Raw genomic sequence first — 17,080 nt, forward strand, 5'->3', positions numbered from 1 at the left:
ACCGGCATTCGGCCACTCAGCCCTTATGTGGTAGGCTTTGCCGGTTTGCACAGTGGGCGGCTGGAACCCGAATCTGCGGGTCGGCGTTTCCCCGTCCCATTTGTTCGCCTCAGGAGTCCCCATGCGTTTGATCCAGTTGTTCACCGCCGCCGCCATCGCGCTGGCCAGTACCTTTGCCATCGCTGACGACGCGGCCGACAAGGCTATCCGCAAGAGCCTGGAAAACCTTCAGCTCGAAGTGCCGATCGAAGCCATCTCCGCCAGCCCCATGGCCGGCCTGTATGAGGTCAAGCTCAAGGGCAGCCGGGTGTTGTACGCCAGCGCTGACGGTCAGTACATCGTCCAGGGCAACCTGTTCGAGCTCAAGGACGGCAAGCCGGTCAATCTCACCGAGATCACCGAGCGCCAGGGCATTTCCAAACTGATCAACGGCATCCCGGTTGCCGAAACCGTGGTTTACCCTGCGATCGGTGAAACCAAATCCCATATCACGGTATTCACCGACACCACTTGCCCGTATTGCCACAAGCTGCACGCCGAAGTGCCGGAACTGAACAAGCGCGGTATCGAAGTGCGCTACGTTGCCTTCCCGCGCCAGGGCCTGGGTTCGCCGGGTGACGAACAGTTGCAGGCGGTCTGGTGCTCCAAGGACAAGAAAGCGGCCATGGACAAGATGGTCGATGGCAAGGAAATCAAGGCCGCCAAGTGCGAGAACCCGGTTTCCAAGCAGTTTGCCCTTGGGCAGTCAATAGGTGTGAACGGTACGCCAGCGATTGTTTTGGCGGACGGTCAGGTAATTCCGGGCTACCAGCCGGCGCCACAAGTCGCCAAACTGGCCCTTGGTGCGAAATGATCATGCGTGGTCTGTTTCTGAAGATCTCGGCTCGGCGAAACCTTCGCCGGGCCGTTAAACACTAAGTCGCGTTACTGCGTGGCTGTATTTCACGGCCGACCTTGCGTCGGCCGTTTCATGGGGAGTCAAGAGTGAATCCGGTCAAAGTAGGCATCTGTGGGTTAGGTACCGTCGGTGGCGGCACCTTCAACGTACTTCAGCGTAACGCCGAGGAAATTTCCCGGCGTGCCGGGCGTGGAATCGAAGTGGCACAAATTGCCATGCGCACGCCAAAGCCTCAGTTCCAGACGACCGGTATTGCGATTACCAACGATGTCTTCGAAGTGGCCACGAACCCTGAGATCGACATCGTCATAGAGCTGATGGGCGGCTATACCGTTGCCCGCGAGCTGGTACTCAAAGCCATCGAGAATGGCAAGCATGTGGTCACCGCGAACAAGGCGCTTATCGCTGTTCACGGTAATGAGATTTTCGCCAAGGCTCGCGAGAAGGGCGTGATCGTTGCGTTCGAAGCCGCCGTGGCCGGTGGCATTCCGGTGATCAAGGCGATTCGTGAAGGCTTGTCGGCCAACCGCATCAACTGGGTGGCCGGGATCATCAACGGCACCGGCAACTTCATCCTTACCGAGATGCGCGAGAAGGGTCGCACCTTCGAGGACGTGCTCGCCGAAGCCCAGGCCCTGGGTTATGCCGAGGCCGATCCGACCTTCGACGTGGAAGGCATCGACGCGGCGCACAAGCTGACGATCCTGGCGTCCATCGCCTTCGGTATCCCGCTGCAGTTCGACAAAGCCTACACCGAAGGCATCACCAAGCTGACCACCGCTGACGTGAACTACGCCGAAGCTTTGGGCTACCGCATCAAGCACCTGGGCGTGGCTCGCAGCACCGCCAGCGGCATCGAGCTGCGCGTGCACCCGACGCTGATCCCGGCCGACCGCCTGATCGCTAACGTCAACGGCGTGATGAACGCGGTGATGGTCAACGGTGATGCGGCCGGCTCGACCCTGTTCTACGGCGCCGGTGCTGGCATGGAACCGACGGCCTCCTCGGTGGTGGCCGATCTGGTGGATGTGGTTCGCGCCATGACCTCCGATCCGGAGAACCGTGTGCCGCACCTGGCGTTCCAGCCAGACTCGTTGTCGGATCACCCGATTCTTCCGATCGAAGCATGCGAAAGTGCCTACTACCTGCGTATCCAGGCCAAGGACCATCCAGGCGTCCTGGCCCAGGTGGCGAGCATTCTTTCGGAGCGTGGCATCAACATCGAGTCGATCATGCAGAAGGAAGTCGAGGAGCACGACGGCCTGGTGCCGATGATCCTGCTGACCCACCGTGTGGTCGAGCAACGCATCAACGATGCGATCACTGCGCTGGAGGCCCTGCAGGGCGTCGTGGGTCCGGTGGTCCGTATCCGCGTTGAACATTTGAATTAATTTAGCGGCAAGCGCCAAGCCGCGAGCTGCAAGTAGAAGCCGAGCCGCTTCTCACTTGCCGCTTGTGGCCTGAGGCTTGAAGCCCAAACCGAAGGTTTGCCCCATGCGCTATATCAGCACCCGCGGCCAGGCACCGGCCCTGAATTTCGAAGATGTCCTGTTGGCCGGCCTGGCTACCGACGGCGGCCTCTATGTGCCGGAAAACCTGCCGCGTTTCACCCAGGAAGAAATTGCCTCCTGGGCCGGCCTGCCGTATCACGAGCTGGCCTTCCGGGTGATGCGCCCGTTCGTCACCGGCAGCATCCCGGACGCCGATTTCAAAAAGATTCTGGAAGAGACCTATGGCGTCTTTTCCCACAACGCCATCGCACCTTTGCGTCAGCTCAACGGTAACGAGTGGGTGATGGAGCTGTTCCACGGCCCGACCCTGGCATTCAAGGACTTCGCCCTGCAATTGCTCGGTCGTCTGCTCGACTACGTGCTGCAAAAGCGCGGCGAGCGTGTGGTGATTGTCGGTGCAACGTCTGGCGATACCGGTTCGGCCGCCATCGAAGGCTGCAAGCATTGCGATAACGTCGACATTTTCATCCTGCACCCGCACAACCGCGTCTCGGAAGTCCAGCGTCGGCAGATGACGACGATTTTCGGCGATAACATCCACAACATCGCCATCGAAGGCAACTTCGATGACTGCCAGGAAATGGTCAAGGCCAGTTTCGCCGACCAGAGTTTCCTCAAGGGCACGCGCCTGGTGGCGGTGAACTCGATCAACTGGGCGCGGATCATGGCCCAGATCGTTTATTACTTCCATGCGGCCCTGCAACTGGGCGGCCCGGCCCGTTCGGTGTCGTTCTCGGTGCCTACCGGTAACTTCGGCGATATCTTCGCCGGTTACCTGGCGCGCAACATGGGGCTGCCGATCAATCAATTGATCGTCGCCACCAATCGCAATGACATCCTGCATCGCTTCATGAGCGGTAACCAGTACGTCAAGGAAACCCTGCACGCCACGCTCTCGCCTTCCATGGATATCATGGTGTCGTCGAACTTCGAGCGCCTGCTGTTCGATCTGCACGGTCGCAATGGCGCAGCGATTGCCGGCCTGATGGACAGCTTCCGCCAGGGCGGTGGCTTCAGCGTCGAGCCTGAGCGCTGGACCGAAGCCCGCAAGTTGTTCGACTCCCTGGCGGTGGACGATGCGCAAACCTGCGAAACCATTGCCGAGGTGTTCGAGCAAAGCGGTGAATTGCTCGATCCGCACACCGCTATCGGCGTGAGAGCCGCTCGTGAGTGCCGTCGCAGCCTGGACATCCCGATGGTGATCCTCGGCACCGCTCATCCGGTCAAGTTCCCGGAAGCGGTGGAGAAAGCGGGTGTAGGAAAAGCGCTTGAACTCCCTGCACACCTTTCTGATTTGTTTGAGCGAGATGAGCGTTGCACCGTGTTGCCCAATGACTTGAAAGCCGTGCAGGCCTTTGTCAGTCAGCATGGCAACCGCGGCAAGCCGCTCTGACCCGCTGAAACCTGTCACATTTTGAAGCCCGTCTCCTGACGGGCTTTCTTGTTTCTGCATGCCAAACTGGCCGGGTTTTCGCCCTTGGAGGGAGGGGCGGGTTATCTCGAAGGAAGTGCAGATGTTGTTTTTTATCCGATGCAAACCAGCCCTGAGCTGGGTGATAGGCCTGGCCCTGATGTACTCGGCGCAATGGAGCGGCGCGGCACAACTGGCGGCCATCGAAACGCCACCGTTCGAGCCCGATGAGCGGTTGGTGCTGGACGCGCAGGAGCTGAAGTGGATCAAGGAAAACCCACGGGTCATCGTGGCCTCGATGCAGTTTCCGTTGTACCTGTTCAAAAATGAGCTGGGGCAGTGGAACGGCCTGAACCACGACATTCTCCAGCGCATTGCGCAAATGACGGGGCTTGAGTTCGTGCATCGGGAGTCGTTTTCCCCCGATCAGTTGCTGGCGATGCTGGAGAATGGCGAGGCCGACATGACGACCACGCTGGCGATGAACGATGAACGCAGGAATTTCCTGAGTTTCAGCCATGCATTTGGCGGTTCCGGCTGGGTATTCGTCGGACGTGACGGGGAGTCTGCGCTTCATTCCATGGAGCAGCTCGAGGGCAAGATCCTGGCTTTGCCGGCACGGCATGCCCTGGAGGCGGAAATCAGGCGTGACTACCCGGCCATTGAGCTGCGCACGGTCAAGACGTATGGAGAGGCACGGGCGCTGGTGGAGAGCCGGGAAGCCTACGCCACCATTGAAAATGAAACGGGGGTGCATCTCTATCCCGCTGGGCAATTGCAAGTAGGAAGAAACCTTGAGGGCAAGTGGGAACCGGACTACCTGGCCGTGCGCCAGGATCTGACACCGTTGCTGGCCATTTTGAATAAAGCGCTGGAAGCCTTCCCGGCCAATGAGATGCGCGCGCTGCGCTCCAAATGGATGGCGGGCATTACCCCCAGCCAGGCGCCGTCGTTCTGGTCGCGTGTGTCTCAGTGGGGTTACTGGTGTGTGACCGTGGTCGTGATGTTCGGCCTGCTGTCCCTGTTGTGGAATCGCCGCCTGCAGATTCAGATCGATCAGCGCCTCAAGGCCGAGGCGGTCCTCAAAGACCAGTTGATGCTCCAGAGAGCCTTGATGGATGCCATTCCCGATCCGATTTTCATCCGTGATCTCGAAGGACGCCTGGTCATGTGCAACAAAAGCTACGAAGAGCAGCTAGCGACCCGCTTCGAAAAGCTGCGGGGGACGCGGTTGACTGACTCTGCACCGTTTCCTGCGGACACTGCTGAGCTGCTACATGGGGAGGTGATGGAGCAACTGCGTACCGGGCAGCCTCGATTCGTCGACCGTCAGTTGATGTTCAGCAACGGATTGCGGGAAATCTATCATTGGTCGGTGCCCTTCTACGGGGCCGATGGGCAGTTGCGCGGAATTTTAGGCGGGTGGATCGATGTCGGCCGCCGCTGGAGCCGCTCCGAGAAACTCCTGGCGTGACCGAGGCCGCTCGCCACGCAAATGGCTTGCAGCGACGGTTGTTGTTTCCCTGTCATATTGGACGCGCATGCTCGGTTGAACAGGTTTGAGGTACGCCGGTTCGGTGCGCTGACGAACTTTCTGCTGTGGCCCACGGTCACTTACTGTGTACATGCAGCTGTTTTCGGACTATTGAAGGGTGAGCGAATGGAAAGTATCAGCCTATTGCTAGGTGAGGCTTTAAGCCCGTATCAGGTTACGCTGACTCCCTCCGGCGCCAAGGGCGAATGCTTGATAACGCTGAAAAATGCCGTCGGAAGCATCATCGTCGAACGGGTGTTCAACCGGGCCCAATTGACCGACAAGCGCCAACTGACGGATGTGGTCGATGGCTTGCATCGCGATGTGCTGATTGCCGAGGGACGCCTGGAGCCCTGTGTGATCGCGGCGCTGCGTAATCTGGCGCGCGACAAGGTGATGGCTGTCCCGAATTGAACGAAGTTTGTGGGAACCTTCTTACGTCTTGGTGAGTCAGACCTTTTACCAACAAGAGCGAGCATTGTGCTCCGGTGCTTGTCGCTTGTTGTACTGACCTCGAATGGTCACGTTTAACCCCGAGTCGTCTCCCCACTTCTCGGGGTTTCTTTTTGCCTGGGATTTAAGGTTTTAGTGCGCTCGGCCACGGAGCAACGCCGAATCTTTGTGGGAACGGGCTCGCGAAAGGGGCCGATATTCAACATTGATATCGACTGATGCGCCGCCTTCGCGAGCAAGCCCGCTCCCACCGTTGATCTTCAGTGAACACAGGTTTTCGTTCACCGCCGAACCCCGGTGGCGCGTCAAATGGCTCCGTCGGTGCGCAGTTTGGCGATCTGCTGGGCATCGTAGCCAAGCTCACCGAGCACTTGGGCGTTGTGCTCTCCCAGCGCCGGCCCGACCCATTCGGAGGTACCCGGGGTGTCGGAGAGTTTCGGTACGATGCCCGGCATCTTGAACGCCTTGCCGTCCGGCAGCTTGGCCTGCAGAAACATTTCCCGGGCGAGGAACTGCGGGTCGCTGAACATATCCTCGGCACTGAAAATCCGGCTGGCTGGCACCCCGGCCTGGTTCAACTGCTCGATGACCGTATCGAGCGGTAGCGAGTTGACCCAACGATCGATCACGCCATACAGCTCGTCGCGGCGGCTGTCACGGCCGTCGTTGCTGGCCAGTTGCGGGTCATTGGCCAGGTCGTCACGGCCGATGATCTGCATGAAACGCTTGAAGATCGCATCGCCGTTGGCGCCAATCTGCACGTGCTTGCCGTCGGCACTGGTGTGGATCGACGAGGGGGTGATGCCGGGCATGATATTGCCGGTGCGCTCGCGGATGAAACCGAACACGTCGAACTCCGGCACCATGCTTTCCATCATGGCGAAGATCGCCTCGTACAACGCCACATCGACCACTTGTCCGGTACCGCCGTTGATTTCGCGGTGACGCAGGGCCATCAGTGCGCCGATCACGCCCCAGAGCGCCGCGATCGAGTCGCCGATGGAGATCCCGGTGCGCACCGGCGGGCGGTCCTCGAACCCGGTGATGTAGCGCAGGCCGCCCATGGATTCACCCACCGCGCCGAACCCGGGCTGATCTTTCATGGGGCCGGTCTGGCCAAAGCCTGAAAGCCGCACCATCACCAGTTTCGGGTTCAGCGCGTGCAGTACATCCCAGCCCAGGCCGAGCTTTTCCAGCACGCCGGGGCGAAAATTCTCGATCAGGATGTCGGCTTCGCCGATCAGCTTCTTCAGGATCGCCAGGCCTTCGGGGTGCTTGAGGTTCAGGGTCAGGGATTTTTTGTTGCGGGCCTGGACGAACCACCATAACGATGTCCCTTCATACAGCTTGCGCCACTTGCGTAAGGGGTCGCCGCCGTCAGGCGATTCGACCTTGATGACCTCGGCCCCGAATTCACCGCAGATGCGCGAGGCAAAAGGCCCCGCGATCAAGGTACCGAGTTCGATGACTTTGACGCCGGCAAGGGGTTTGGCAGTAAGCGACATAAGAAATCCTGTAGGACAAAAGCAGAACGAATAGAGCGTTTTATCATAGGCCAGTGTCAGTCGCCGCAGGTTGATGGTCGGCAATTCGTGGATTGCCCGTGTCATCGGTTAGACTTGCCGCCTTTCCTCGTATCAAGAAGCCCGTTCATGGCCCAGCCGTCCACGACTTATAAGTTTGAACTGAACCTCACCGACCTCGACCGCAATGTGTACGAGAACGTGAAGCAGACCATTGCCCGCCATCCTTCGGAAACCGAGGAGCGCATGACCGTACGTCTGTTGGCCTACGCATTCTGGTACAACGAGCTGCTGGCATTCGGTCGTGGTCTGTCAGACGTCGATGAACCTGCGCTGTGGGAAAAAAGCCTGGATGACCGTGTGCTGCATTGGATCGAAGTCGGCCAGCCCGACGCCGACCGCCTGACCTGGTGCTCGCGTCGCACCGAGCGCACCAGCCTGCTGGCCTACGGCAGCCTGCGGGTGTGGGAAGGCAAGGTGATTCCGGCCGTCAAGAACCTGAAAAACGTCAACATCGCCGCCGTGCCCCAGGAAGTGCTGGAAACCCTGGCCCAAGACATGCCCCGGGTCATCAAGTGGGATGTGATGATCAGCGAAGGGACGATTTTCGTGACCGACGACCGTGGCCAGCATGAAGTGCAGTTGCAATGGTTGACGGGCGAGCGCGGCTGATCCATTGACGCGGTATTGAGCGGACCATTGTGGGAGCGGGCTTGCTCGCGAAGACGGTAGATCAGCTTGCATCTATGTTGATATGCCGCCGCCTTCGCGAGCAAGCCCGCTCCTACACAAGCTCCCTCATAACAATTCCCATGATCTATAGAGAAATATCCGTCACCCCATGCGCATAGAACCCCGCCAGCTACCCGACACCCTGCCATTCCTCGGTGACCTGCCGCCGCTGTTGACCCGCCTGTACGCGGCTCGTGGCGTGCAGTCCGAGGCTGAACTGGACAAGAGCCTGGCGCGCTTGATTCCTTATCAGCAACTCAAGGGCATCGACGCGGCGGTGGACCTGCTGGTGGTGGCGCTGGAGCAACGCCAGCGGATCCTGATCGTCGGTGATTTTGATGCCGACGGTGCGACCGCCAGTACCGTGGGCATGCTCGGGCTGCGCTTGCTCGGCGCGGCCCATGTCGACTATCTGGTGCCCAATCGCTTCGAATACGGCTACGGGCTGACCCCGGAAATCGTCGAAGTCGCCTTGAGCCGCGAGCCGCAGTTGCTGATCACCGTGGACAACGGTATTTCCAGCGTGGAAGGCGTGGCGGCGGCAAAAGCGGCGGGGCTCAAGGTGCTGGTCACCGACCACCACTTGCCGGGCCTCGAACTGCCGGCGGCCGATGCCATCGTCAATCCGAACCAGCCGGGCTGTGAGTTTCCGAGCAAGGCGCTGGCGGGTGTCGGCGTGATCTTCTATGTGCTGATGGCGCTGCGGGCACGTTTGCGTAGCCTGGGCTGGTACGCCAGTAAACCCCAACCGAACATCGGTGAATTGTTGGACCTGGTGGCTCTGGGCAGTGTGGCCGACGTAGTGCCCCTGGACGCCAATAACCGGATCCTGGTGCATCAGGGCCTAGAACGGATTCGCGCCGGGCGTGCCCGTCCGGGTATCAAGGCGATCCTCGAAGTTGCCAAGCGCGACCATTCGCGCATTACCTCGACGGACCTCGGATTTATCCTCGGCCCGCGCCTGAATGCGGCCGGACGCCTGGACGACATGAGCCTGGGCATCGAGTGCCTGCTCACTGACGACGCGGCCCTGGCGCGGGAGATGGCGGCGCAGTTGGACGGCATGAACCAGGATCGCAAATCCATCGAGCAGGGTATGCAGCGCGAAGCCCTGGCCCAGCTCAAGGACCTGCCGGTGGAGTCGATGCCGTTCGGTTTGTGCCTGTTCGATCCGCAGTGGCACCAAGGCGTCATCGGTATCCTCGCCTCGCGTATGAAAGAGCGCTATTTCCGTCCAACCATTGCCTTTGCCGATGCCGGCGACGGCCTACTCAAGGGCTCGGGCCGCTCGGTGCCGGGGTTTCATATTCGCGATGCGCTGAGCGTCGTGGCGGCGCAGCATCCGACCCTGATCAGCAAGTACGGCGGTCACGCCATGGCGGCGGGGCTGACGTTGCCGGAAGCGAATTTCCCGTTGTTCGCCGAGGCGTTCGACGCCGAAGTGCGTAGGCAATTGCGCGAAGAAGACCTGACCGGGCGCCTGTTGTCGGACGGCACCCTGGCGGTGGAGGAATTTCACTTGGAACTGGCCCGGGCGCTGCGCCACGCTGGCCCCTGGGGCCAACACTTTCCGGAGCCGATGTTCCACGGCGTGTTCCAGTTGGTCGAACAGCGGGTGGTGGGCGAGCGGCACCTGAAGGTGGTGCTCAAGAGCGAATGCGGCTCGGTGAAGCTCGATGGCATCGCCTTCGGCATCGACCGCGAGATCTGGCCAAACCCCACCGTGCGCTGGGTCGAACTGGCCTACAAGCTCGACCTCAACGAATTCCGCGGCCAGGAAACGGTGCAGTTGATGATTGCTCATATCGAGCCGCGGTAGGCTCGAATACTCATCTGCCGGGTGGCGACTCCTTGTATGGGAGCAAGGCTTGCCCGCGATGAAGGCGATGCGGTTTTTCAAAGAACGAGGTGCCGGTCTCGCGAGCAGGCTTTGCTCCCACACGAAAATCGGGGCCGGTTTTTAATTCTGAACCCACCCTGATCCCAGGTTGTCGACTAGGCTCTAAGCACTGCTTGATAGCCGTTGTGACGTCTTGTCGATTTTCGTTGCCCGCGGGGGCGGGTGTTGCATCTTTTGTCACTCGTCGACTTTTCAAACAGAACCCTGGAGCCTGCCCACTGATTCGAGAGGTGCCCCATGAGTCTGCTGCTGGAACCCTATACCCTTCGCCAATTGACCCTACCCAATCGCATCGCGGTGTCGCCGATGTGCCAGTATTCGAGCGCCGATGGCCTGGCCAACGACTGGCACCTGGTGCATCTCGGAAGCCGTGCCGTGGGCGGCGCCGGCCTGGTGTTCACCGAAGCCACCGCCGTCACCGCGGACGGCCGCATCACCGCCCAGGACCTGGGTTTGTGGAACGATGAACAGATCGAACCCCTGCAACGCATCACCCGCTTTATCACCGCCCAAGGGGCCGTGCCGGGCATACAATTGGCCCACGCCGGGCGCAAGGCCAGCACCTGGCGACCCTGGCTGGGCAAGCATGGCAGCGTAAAACCGGAGGATGGCGGCTGGGTGCCGGTCGGTCCGTCGCCGATAGCCTTCGACCCGCAGCACACCCAGCCCGTCCAACTGGATGAAGGACAGATCGCCGGTGTGGTCCAGGCGTTCGTGGACGCGGCAAAACGCAGCCTGACGGCCGGATTTAAAGTGGTCGAAGTCCACGCGGCCCATGGCTATCTGCTGCATCAATTCCTGTCACCCTTGAGCAATCAGCGGCGCGATCAATACGGCGGCTCGTTCGATAATCGCATTCGCCTGGTGCTGCAAGTCACCGAGGCGGTGAGGGCTGTATGGCCTGAAGAGTTGCCCGTGTTCGTTCGCGTCTCCGCCACCGACTGGGTCGAGGACGGTTGGAACCCGGATGAAACCGTGGAGCTGGCGCGGCGATTCCGGGCACTGGGAGTGGACTTGATCGATGTGTCCTCGGGCGGCACGGCCGCGAACGCGGAAATCCCCACCGGCCCGGGCTATCAGACACGCTTCGCCGAACGGGTGCGCAAGGAGTCGGAAATCGCCACCGGCACCGTCGGCATGATTACCGAGCCGGCCCAGGCCGAGCACATCCTGCGCACTTGCCAGGCCGATATCATTTTCCTCGCCCGGGAATTGTTGCGTGATCCGTACTGGGCCCTGCATGCCGATGATGACCTGGGTGGACGCAAGGCCACGTGGCCGGCGCAGTACCAGCGGGCCACACATCGGGACCAGCCGATTCATGAGTCGGATTTGCGGGACTGAGAGCCCGATAAAACAAAAAGCCCCGGTCGAGTTGGCCGGGGCTTTTGTTTATCGGGCTGGATTATTCGGTGGCTGTAGCGGCCTCATCGCGAGCAAGCTCGCGATGGGGCCAGCCCAGGCGCCGAATCACTATCAGGGATACTTACGCTTATCCGGCGCCGGCGGGAAGTACTGATACAACCAGGTCTCGCTCAAGGTCCGGTCCTTGCTGCGCAGGAACAGGCGCATTTCCACCGGGTCCACGCGGTCGTCGGTCGGGTACCAGTCGAAGGTGATGCGGTAGCCCTTGATTGCATCCAGCACCAGTACGTTGAAGTCCTTCACCTCGCCGTGGGAACAGGTGACCACCGGTTCGATGCCGGTGCCTGGCGGCAACTGGTCGAGGCCGCCGCCGCTGAAGTCCACGGCAAAGCGCCGCGCCCAGACGGTCGGGTAATGCTCGCCCGGTGCCCAACCTTCAATGAAGCCGCCCATGCCTGAACGGGTCGCGTCGACGTGCGCCAGGTCGGTGCTCACCGGGGGCAGGGCGCTCCAGTAAAGCTTGTAGCCATAGTTCAGCGAGTCGCCGGCAGCCACCGGTTTTTTCGGTGTCCAGAACGCGACGATGTTATCCAGGGTTTCGCCGGTCGTAGGAATTTCCAGCAGATCGACAGAGCCTTCACCCCAGGCCGTTGTAGGCTCGACCCACAGGCTTGGACGCTTGCTGTACCAGTCCACGGTGTCCTGGTAGCTGGCAAAGTCATGGTCGGTCTGCACCAGGCCGAAACCTTTCGGGTTCTTGTCGACGAAGGCATTGAATTGCAGGGTGGCGGGGTTGTTCAGTGGGCGGCAGACCCATTCGCCGTTGCCGCGCCACATGGCCAGGCGGTCGGAATCGTGGATCTGCGGATGAATGGTGTCGCACATGCGCCGCTCGACAGTGCCGCAGCTGAACATACTGGTCATGGGGGCGATGCCCAGTTGTTCGATGGCGGTACGGGCATTGATGTGTGCGTCGACCTCCATCACGACCCGGGTCGGCTGGCAATCGATGTCAAACCGATAGGCACCCGTGGCGCTGGGGGAGTCGAGCAGGGCGTAGACCACGAAGCGGGTGCTGTTCTTTTCCGGGGTTTCGAACCAGAACTTGGTGAAGTCCGGGAATTCCTCACGCTTCTTGGCGTAGGTGTCGATGGCCAAGCCGCGGGCCGACAGCCCGTACTGGCCGCTGGCATCCACGGCGCGGAAATAGCTGGCCCCCAGAAACGAAAGGATGTCGTGACGGTCCAGCTCCGGCGCCTTGAAGACGCGAAAGCCGGCGAAGCCCAGGTCACCCTTCAGTTGTGAGGTGTTGACCGTGGTTTTCTCGTAGTTGAACAGTTCCGGACGGAAGTGCACTTCACGGGCCATGCGCGTCTTCGGGTCGACGCTGTACATGCGCACCGGCTGCTTGAAGCCCATGCCGACATGGAAGAACTGTGCATCCAGTTGTCGCCCTTCCAGGTTATTCCACAGGGAGTGGTTGGCGTCGTACTGGATGGCATTGAACTGCAGCGGCGACATCAGGGCCAGGGTTTCTGGCAGGACTTGCTTGGTGTCGACGTAGCGGCTCTCGGCCAGCCGCTTGGCCTGATCCTTCAAACCGTTGAAATCGAAGGGACGGGCTTCGCCGTCGGCAGTCTGATCAGCAGCCCAGGCGCGTGCGGCCATGAGTCCGGAGGCCGATAGCCCGGTGTACGCGGCGAAGGCCATGGAAGCCTTGAGCAAATTCCTGCGGTGCATAAATACAACCTTTCTCGAAAAAATCCCGAGCCGTTCCTGGCCGCAAGGATTGATGAAGGAGTTCGGACATGCCTTTGGCCAAACGCAACAGACGTTAGAACAGATGCCTGAGAGCTGGATCGGTTCACCAAGGGGCAAAATCATAGGGGATATGCGGGCATATAGAGAAAGGAAAGCGCGGCTTAGTTAAATTTTCTTACAGATATTTCTTTTTTTATCAGGATTTCGGCTTTTTTTGACTAATTACTCTAAAACTCCCTTTTCACGCTATGAATCCTCCCTATTCTTTAGCTGGATAGACGGTTCGATCCGCGATGCAGACGGCGCTATCAGGCCATTCGACGTACAGAAGGACAACGTTCATGACAAAAATACAGGGCATTACCGAAATGCTGGGGATCTTTCCAGGCCTGATCAACCCGCGCAGGACGCGCCGGCTCAGCCTGGAAGAGTTAAGGCTGGTGGAGCGCTATCGGGAACTGTCGGAAAACGACCGGATCGCTATGCGCTACCTGGTGGATGCGATGCGCAGTGTTTCCAGATTCTGATCAAGCACGGTGATGATGGCCAGGCCTTCTTCCACACGAAAGGACAAAACGGGCGAGGCCATGGCTAATCTCCAAGGTGTATACGTTGTAGGCGCGTTAGGTCCTGCCAGGATTTCCGTCAACCGGCGAGCGTGCACCCGTCGACGAAAACCTTGGCAGCGCGCAGGCAGGGCGAGCGCGAGCGTGTGTTGCTAACGTTGTCTTGGCTTCAATGCTTGAACATCACATGCCGCACCACCGTGTAGTCCTCCAGCCCATACATGGACATGTCCTTGCCATAGCCGGAACGTTTCTGACCGCCATGGGGCATTTCGCTGACGAGCATGAAGTGGGTGTTGACCCAGGTGCAGCCGTATTGCAGGCGTGCCGCCAGGCGATGGGCGCGGCCGATATCGGCGGTCCACACCGATGAGGCCAGGCCGTAGTCCGAATCGTTGGCCCAGGCCAGTACCTGCGCTTCGTCGACGAAGGGGGTGACGGATACCACCGGGCCGAAAACTTCCCGACGGACGATTTCGTCGTCCTGCTGGGCGTCGGCCAATACCGTTGGTTCGAAGAAGAACCCGTTGCCCTCCACCGCCTTGCCACCGGTGATCAGGCGGATATGCGGCTGGGCGATGGCCCGTTCGACGAACCCAGCCACGCGGTCACGGTGCTGGGCGGTGATCAGCGGCCCCATCTCGGTGTCTGGCGCCGTTTGCAGGCCATACATGATGCTGCTCACTGCGGCGCCGAGCTTTTCGACAAACTGCTCGTAGATGCCTTGCTGGGCATAGATGCGGCACGCGGCGGTGCAGTCCTGGCCGGCGTTGTAGAAACCGAAGGTGCGGATGCCTTCCACCGCCGCGTCGATGTCAGCGTCGTCGAAAATGAGCACCGGGGCCTTGCCGCCCAGTTCCATGTGCGTGCGCTTGACGCTGTCGGCGGTGCTGGAAATGATGTTCGAACCGGTGGCAATGGACCCGGTCAGCGACACCATGCGCACTTTCGGATGGGTCACCAGCGGCTGGCCGACAGTTTGCCCACGGCCGAACACCACGTTGAGCACACCCGCAGGGAAAATGTCCGACGCCAGTTCGGCCAGGCGCAACGCTGTCAGAGGGGTCTGTTCCGACGGCTTGAGCACCACGGTATTACCGGCGGCCAGGGCCGGGGCGATTTTCCAGGCGACCATCATCAATGGGTAGTTCCACGGTGCGATGGAGGCGATCACACCCACCGGGTCGCGGCGGATCATCGAGGTGTGCCCCGGCAGGTATTCGCCACCCGCCGAGCCGTTCATGCAGCGGCTGGCGCCGGCAAAGAAGCGGAACACGTCGGCAATCGCCGGGATCTCGTCGTTCAGCGCGGCGCTCAAGGGTTTGCCGCAATTGTCCGACTCCAGCTTTGCCAGTTCTTCGCCGTGGGCTTCGATGGCATCGGCCAGTTTGAGCAACAGCAGGGAGCGGTCTTTGGGCGAGACCTGGGACCAGCTTTCGAAGGCACTGTCGGCCGCACGCACGGCGGCATCGACCTGGGCCTCGCTGGCTTCATTGATTTCCACCAGCACCCGGCCCAGTGCGGGGTTGAACACGGCTTGGCCGGGGCCTTCGCCGTTCACCAGATGGCCGTTGATCAGCAGTTTGGTTTGCATGTCCATGTCCTCTTGATTCTTGCTCTTGATCTGGGTGGGAGCGAGCAAGCCCGCTCCCACAAGGGATCCGGTTCACAGTGACATTTATTTCCCACCACTCCCCGCCACGCTCTCACCACCCCGTGTCAGGTAATAAGCGCCCAGTATCGGCAGCATCGTCACGATCATCACCAGCATCGCCACCACGTTGGTCACCGGCACGTCGCGGGGGCGGCTGAGTTGGTTGAGCAGCCACAGTGGCAGGGTACGTTCGTGGCCGGCGGTGAAGGTGGTGACGATGATTTCGTCGAACGACAGCGCAAACGCCAGCATCCCGCCAGCCAGCAGTGCCGAGCCGAGATTGGGCAGGATGATGTAGCGAAAGGTCTGCCAACCGTCGGCACCCAGGTCCATCGACGCCTCGATCAGGCTGTGGGAGGTGCGGCGCAGACGGGCGATAACGTTGTTGTAGACGATCACCACACAGAAAGTCGCGTGGCCGACGATGATGGTGAACATCCCCGGCTCGATCCCGAGGGTCTTGAAGGTGGCCAGCAGGGCAATGCCGGTGATGATCCCCGGCAGGGCAATCGGCAGGATCAGCATCAGCGAAATGCCCTGCTTGCCGAAGAAGTCGCGCCGGTACAGCGCCGCTGAGGCCAACGTGCCGAGCACCATGGCGATCAGTGTGGCGATGGCCGCGATCTGCAGCGACAGCTTGATCGCCTCCAGCACATCCGGGCGCGCGAAGGCGACGCTGAACCACTTCAGGGTCAGGCCCTTGGGCGGAAAGCTGAATGCCGCATCCTCGGTGTTGAAGGCGTAGAGGAAGATGATCAGGATCGGGAAGTGCAGAAACACCAGCCCGCCCCAAGCGGCGATCTTCAGGCCCCAGGATGATTTTTCAGAGTGCATCGAAAGCCCCCAGGCGCTTGACGATAGACAGGTAGATGGCGATCAGCACGATGGGCACCAGCGTGAATGCCGCCGCCATGGGCATGTTGCCGATGGCCCCTTGCTGGGCGTAGACCATGCTGCCGACGAAGTACCCCGGCGGGCCTACCAGTTGGGGCACGATGAAATCCCCCAGGGTCAGTGAAAACGTGAAGATCGAGCCAGCGGCGATGCCTGGGATCGACAGCGGCAGAATCACCTGCATGAACGTCTGGCGTGGCCTGGCCCCCAGGTCTGCCGAGGCTTGCAGCAGGGACGGCGGCAGCCGCTCCAGGGACGCCTGGATCGGCAGGATCATGAACGGCAGCCAGATGTAGACGAACACCAGGAAGCGGCCCAGGTGGGAGGTGGACAACGTGCTGCCGCCCACTCCGGGAATACCCAGCACGAATTGCAATACCGGGCCCAGCCCCAGGTGCTGGACGAACCATTGCGCCACGCCGCCCTTGGCCAGCAGCAGTGTCCAGGCATAGGCCTTGACGATATAGCTGGCCCACATCGGCAGCATCACCGCGATGTAGAAAAATGCCTTGGTCTTGCCGCTGGTGTAGCGCGCCATGTAATAGGCAATCGGGAACGCGACGATGGCGCTGGCGATGGAGACCACAATGGCCATGCTCAAGGTGCGCAAAATGATGTCGAAGTTCGAGGGCTGGAACAGCGCCGTGAAATTCGCCAGGGTCAGGTCCGGCGTGACCGCCATGGTGAAGTCGTCGAAGGTGTAGAAACCTTGCCACAGCAGAGTCAGCAGCGAGCCCAGGTAGATCGCGCCGAACCAGATCAGCGGCGGCACCAGCAGCATCGACAGGTACAGGTTTGGCCTTCGGTACAGCAGGTTGGAAAAGCGCCGCAACGGCGAGCCGGACGCAGGCGTTTGAGTGGCGGCGAGGGTGTTCATC

Annotated in this window: 14 protein-coding genes; 9 read left to right on the forward strand and 5 right to left on the reverse strand. The window is 60.7% G+C overall.

Translation table 11 applies throughout. The annotated features are described in order from the left end of the window. The first annotated feature begins 121 nt into the window (after positions 1-121). The 5 genes from EPZ47_RS05430 to EPZ47_RS05450 all read left to right on the forward strand — a co-directional run bounded on the left by EPZ47_RS05430 (position 122) and on the right by EPZ47_RS05450 (position 5,768). The gene (locus tag EPZ47_RS05430; RefSeq protein WP_135843859.1) at positions 122-853 is read left to right on the forward strand and encodes a DsbC family protein; all 732 of its coding nucleotides are present in this window, start codon (positions 122-124) and stop codon (positions 851-853) included. A 131-nt stretch (positions 854-984) separates the two neighbouring features. Further along, a complete protein-coding gene (locus EPZ47_RS05435; RefSeq protein WP_025212046.1) occupies positions 985-2,289 on the forward strand; it encodes a homoserine dehydrogenase in 1,305 nt (434 codons plus the stop codon). A 103-nt stretch (positions 2,290-2,392) separates the two neighbouring features. After that, entirely contained in the window at positions 2,393-3,802 is a 1,410-nt protein-coding gene (gene thrC, locus EPZ47_RS05440) for a threonine synthase (RefSeq protein ID WP_135843860.1), read from the forward strand. 121 nt (positions 3,803-3,923) lie between these two features. Continuing rightward, complete coding sequence (locus EPZ47_RS05445; RefSeq protein ID WP_135843861.1) at positions 3,924-5,294, forward strand: transporter substrate-binding domain-containing protein; 1,371 nt, start codon at positions 3,924-3,926, stop codon at positions 5,292-5,294. Between the two features lie 186 nt (positions 5,295-5,480). Continuing rightward, positions 5,481-5,768, forward strand: coding sequence for a DUF3509 domain-containing protein (locus EPZ47_RS05450; protein WP_135843862.1), 288 nt, complete (start codon positions 5,481-5,483; stop codon positions 5,766-5,768). Between the two features lie 344 nt (positions 5,769-6,112). Here EPZ47_RS05450 and EPZ47_RS05455 read toward each other — a convergent pair whose 3' ends face one another. Then, positions 6,113-7,312 carry a CaiB/BaiF CoA transferase family protein gene (locus tag EPZ47_RS05455; RefSeq protein ID WP_135843863.1) on the reverse strand — a complete coding sequence of 400 codons (1,200 nt, stop codon included), beginning with the start codon at positions 7,310-7,312 and terminating at the stop codon, positions 6,113-6,115. Between the two features lie 147 nt (positions 7,313-7,459). Between EPZ47_RS05455 and EPZ47_RS05460 the strand changes: the two genes are divergently transcribed. From EPZ47_RS05460 to EPZ47_RS05475, 3 genes are all read left to right on the forward strand, one after another. Further along, entirely contained in the window at positions 7,460-8,002 is a 543-nt protein-coding gene (locus tag EPZ47_RS05460) for a YaeQ family protein (RefSeq protein WP_135843864.1), read from the forward strand. Between the two features lie 169 nt (positions 8,003-8,171). After that, on the forward strand, positions 8,172-9,881 hold the full coding sequence (recJ, locus tag EPZ47_RS05465; protein WP_135843865.1) for a single-stranded-DNA-specific exonuclease RecJ: 1,710 nt from the start codon (positions 8,172-8,174) through the stop codon (positions 9,879-9,881). A gap of 318 nt (positions 9,882-10,199) precedes the next feature. After that, positions 10,200-11,306, forward strand: coding sequence for an NADH:flavin oxidoreductase/NADH oxidase (locus tag EPZ47_RS05475; RefSeq protein ID WP_135843866.1), 1,107 nt, complete (start codon positions 10,200-10,202; stop codon positions 11,304-11,306). A 132-nt stretch (positions 11,307-11,438) separates the two neighbouring features. On the opposite strand, the gene EPZ47_RS05480 is transcribed toward EPZ47_RS05475, so the two are convergent. Next, positions 11,439-13,067 (reverse strand): glucan biosynthesis protein D, encoded by a 1,629-nt coding sequence (locus EPZ47_RS05480; protein ID WP_135843867.1) that lies wholly within the window; start codon positions 13,065-13,067, stop codon positions 11,439-11,441. 362 nt (positions 13,068-13,429) lie between these two features. Here EPZ47_RS05480 and EPZ47_RS05485 point away from each other — a divergent pair, with 362 nt between their 5' ends. After that, entirely contained in the window at positions 13,430-13,615 is a 186-nt protein-coding gene (locus tag EPZ47_RS05485) for a hypothetical protein (protein ID WP_135843868.1), read from the forward strand. A gap of 208 nt (positions 13,616-13,823) precedes the next feature. Here EPZ47_RS05485 and EPZ47_RS05490 read toward each other — a convergent pair whose 3' ends face one another. The 3 genes from EPZ47_RS05490 to EPZ47_RS05500 all read right to left on the reverse strand — a co-directional run bounded on the left by EPZ47_RS05490 (position 13,824) and on the right by EPZ47_RS05500 (position 17,079). Next, entirely contained in the window at positions 13,824-15,248 is a 1,425-nt protein-coding gene (locus tag EPZ47_RS05490) for a gamma-aminobutyraldehyde dehydrogenase (protein WP_135843869.1), read from the reverse strand. 84 nt (positions 15,249-15,332) lie between these two features. Beyond that, complete coding sequence (locus EPZ47_RS05495) at positions 15,333-16,142, reverse strand: ABC transporter permease (protein WP_116831540.1); 810 nt, start codon at positions 16,140-16,142, stop codon at positions 15,333-15,335. Further along, positions 16,132-17,079, reverse strand: coding sequence for an ABC transporter permease (locus EPZ47_RS05500; protein ID WP_135843870.1), 948 nt, complete (start codon positions 17,077-17,079; stop codon positions 16,132-16,134). The genes EPZ47_RS05495 and EPZ47_RS05500 overlap by 11 nt, the downstream gene beginning before the upstream one ends. Position 17,080: the final 1 nt, after the last annotated feature.

This window comes from Pseudomonas viciae (assembly GCF_004786035.1).
GTDB classification, from domain to species: domain Bacteria; phylum Pseudomonadota; class Gammaproteobacteria; order Pseudomonadales; family Pseudomonadaceae; genus Aquipseudomonas; species Aquipseudomonas viciae.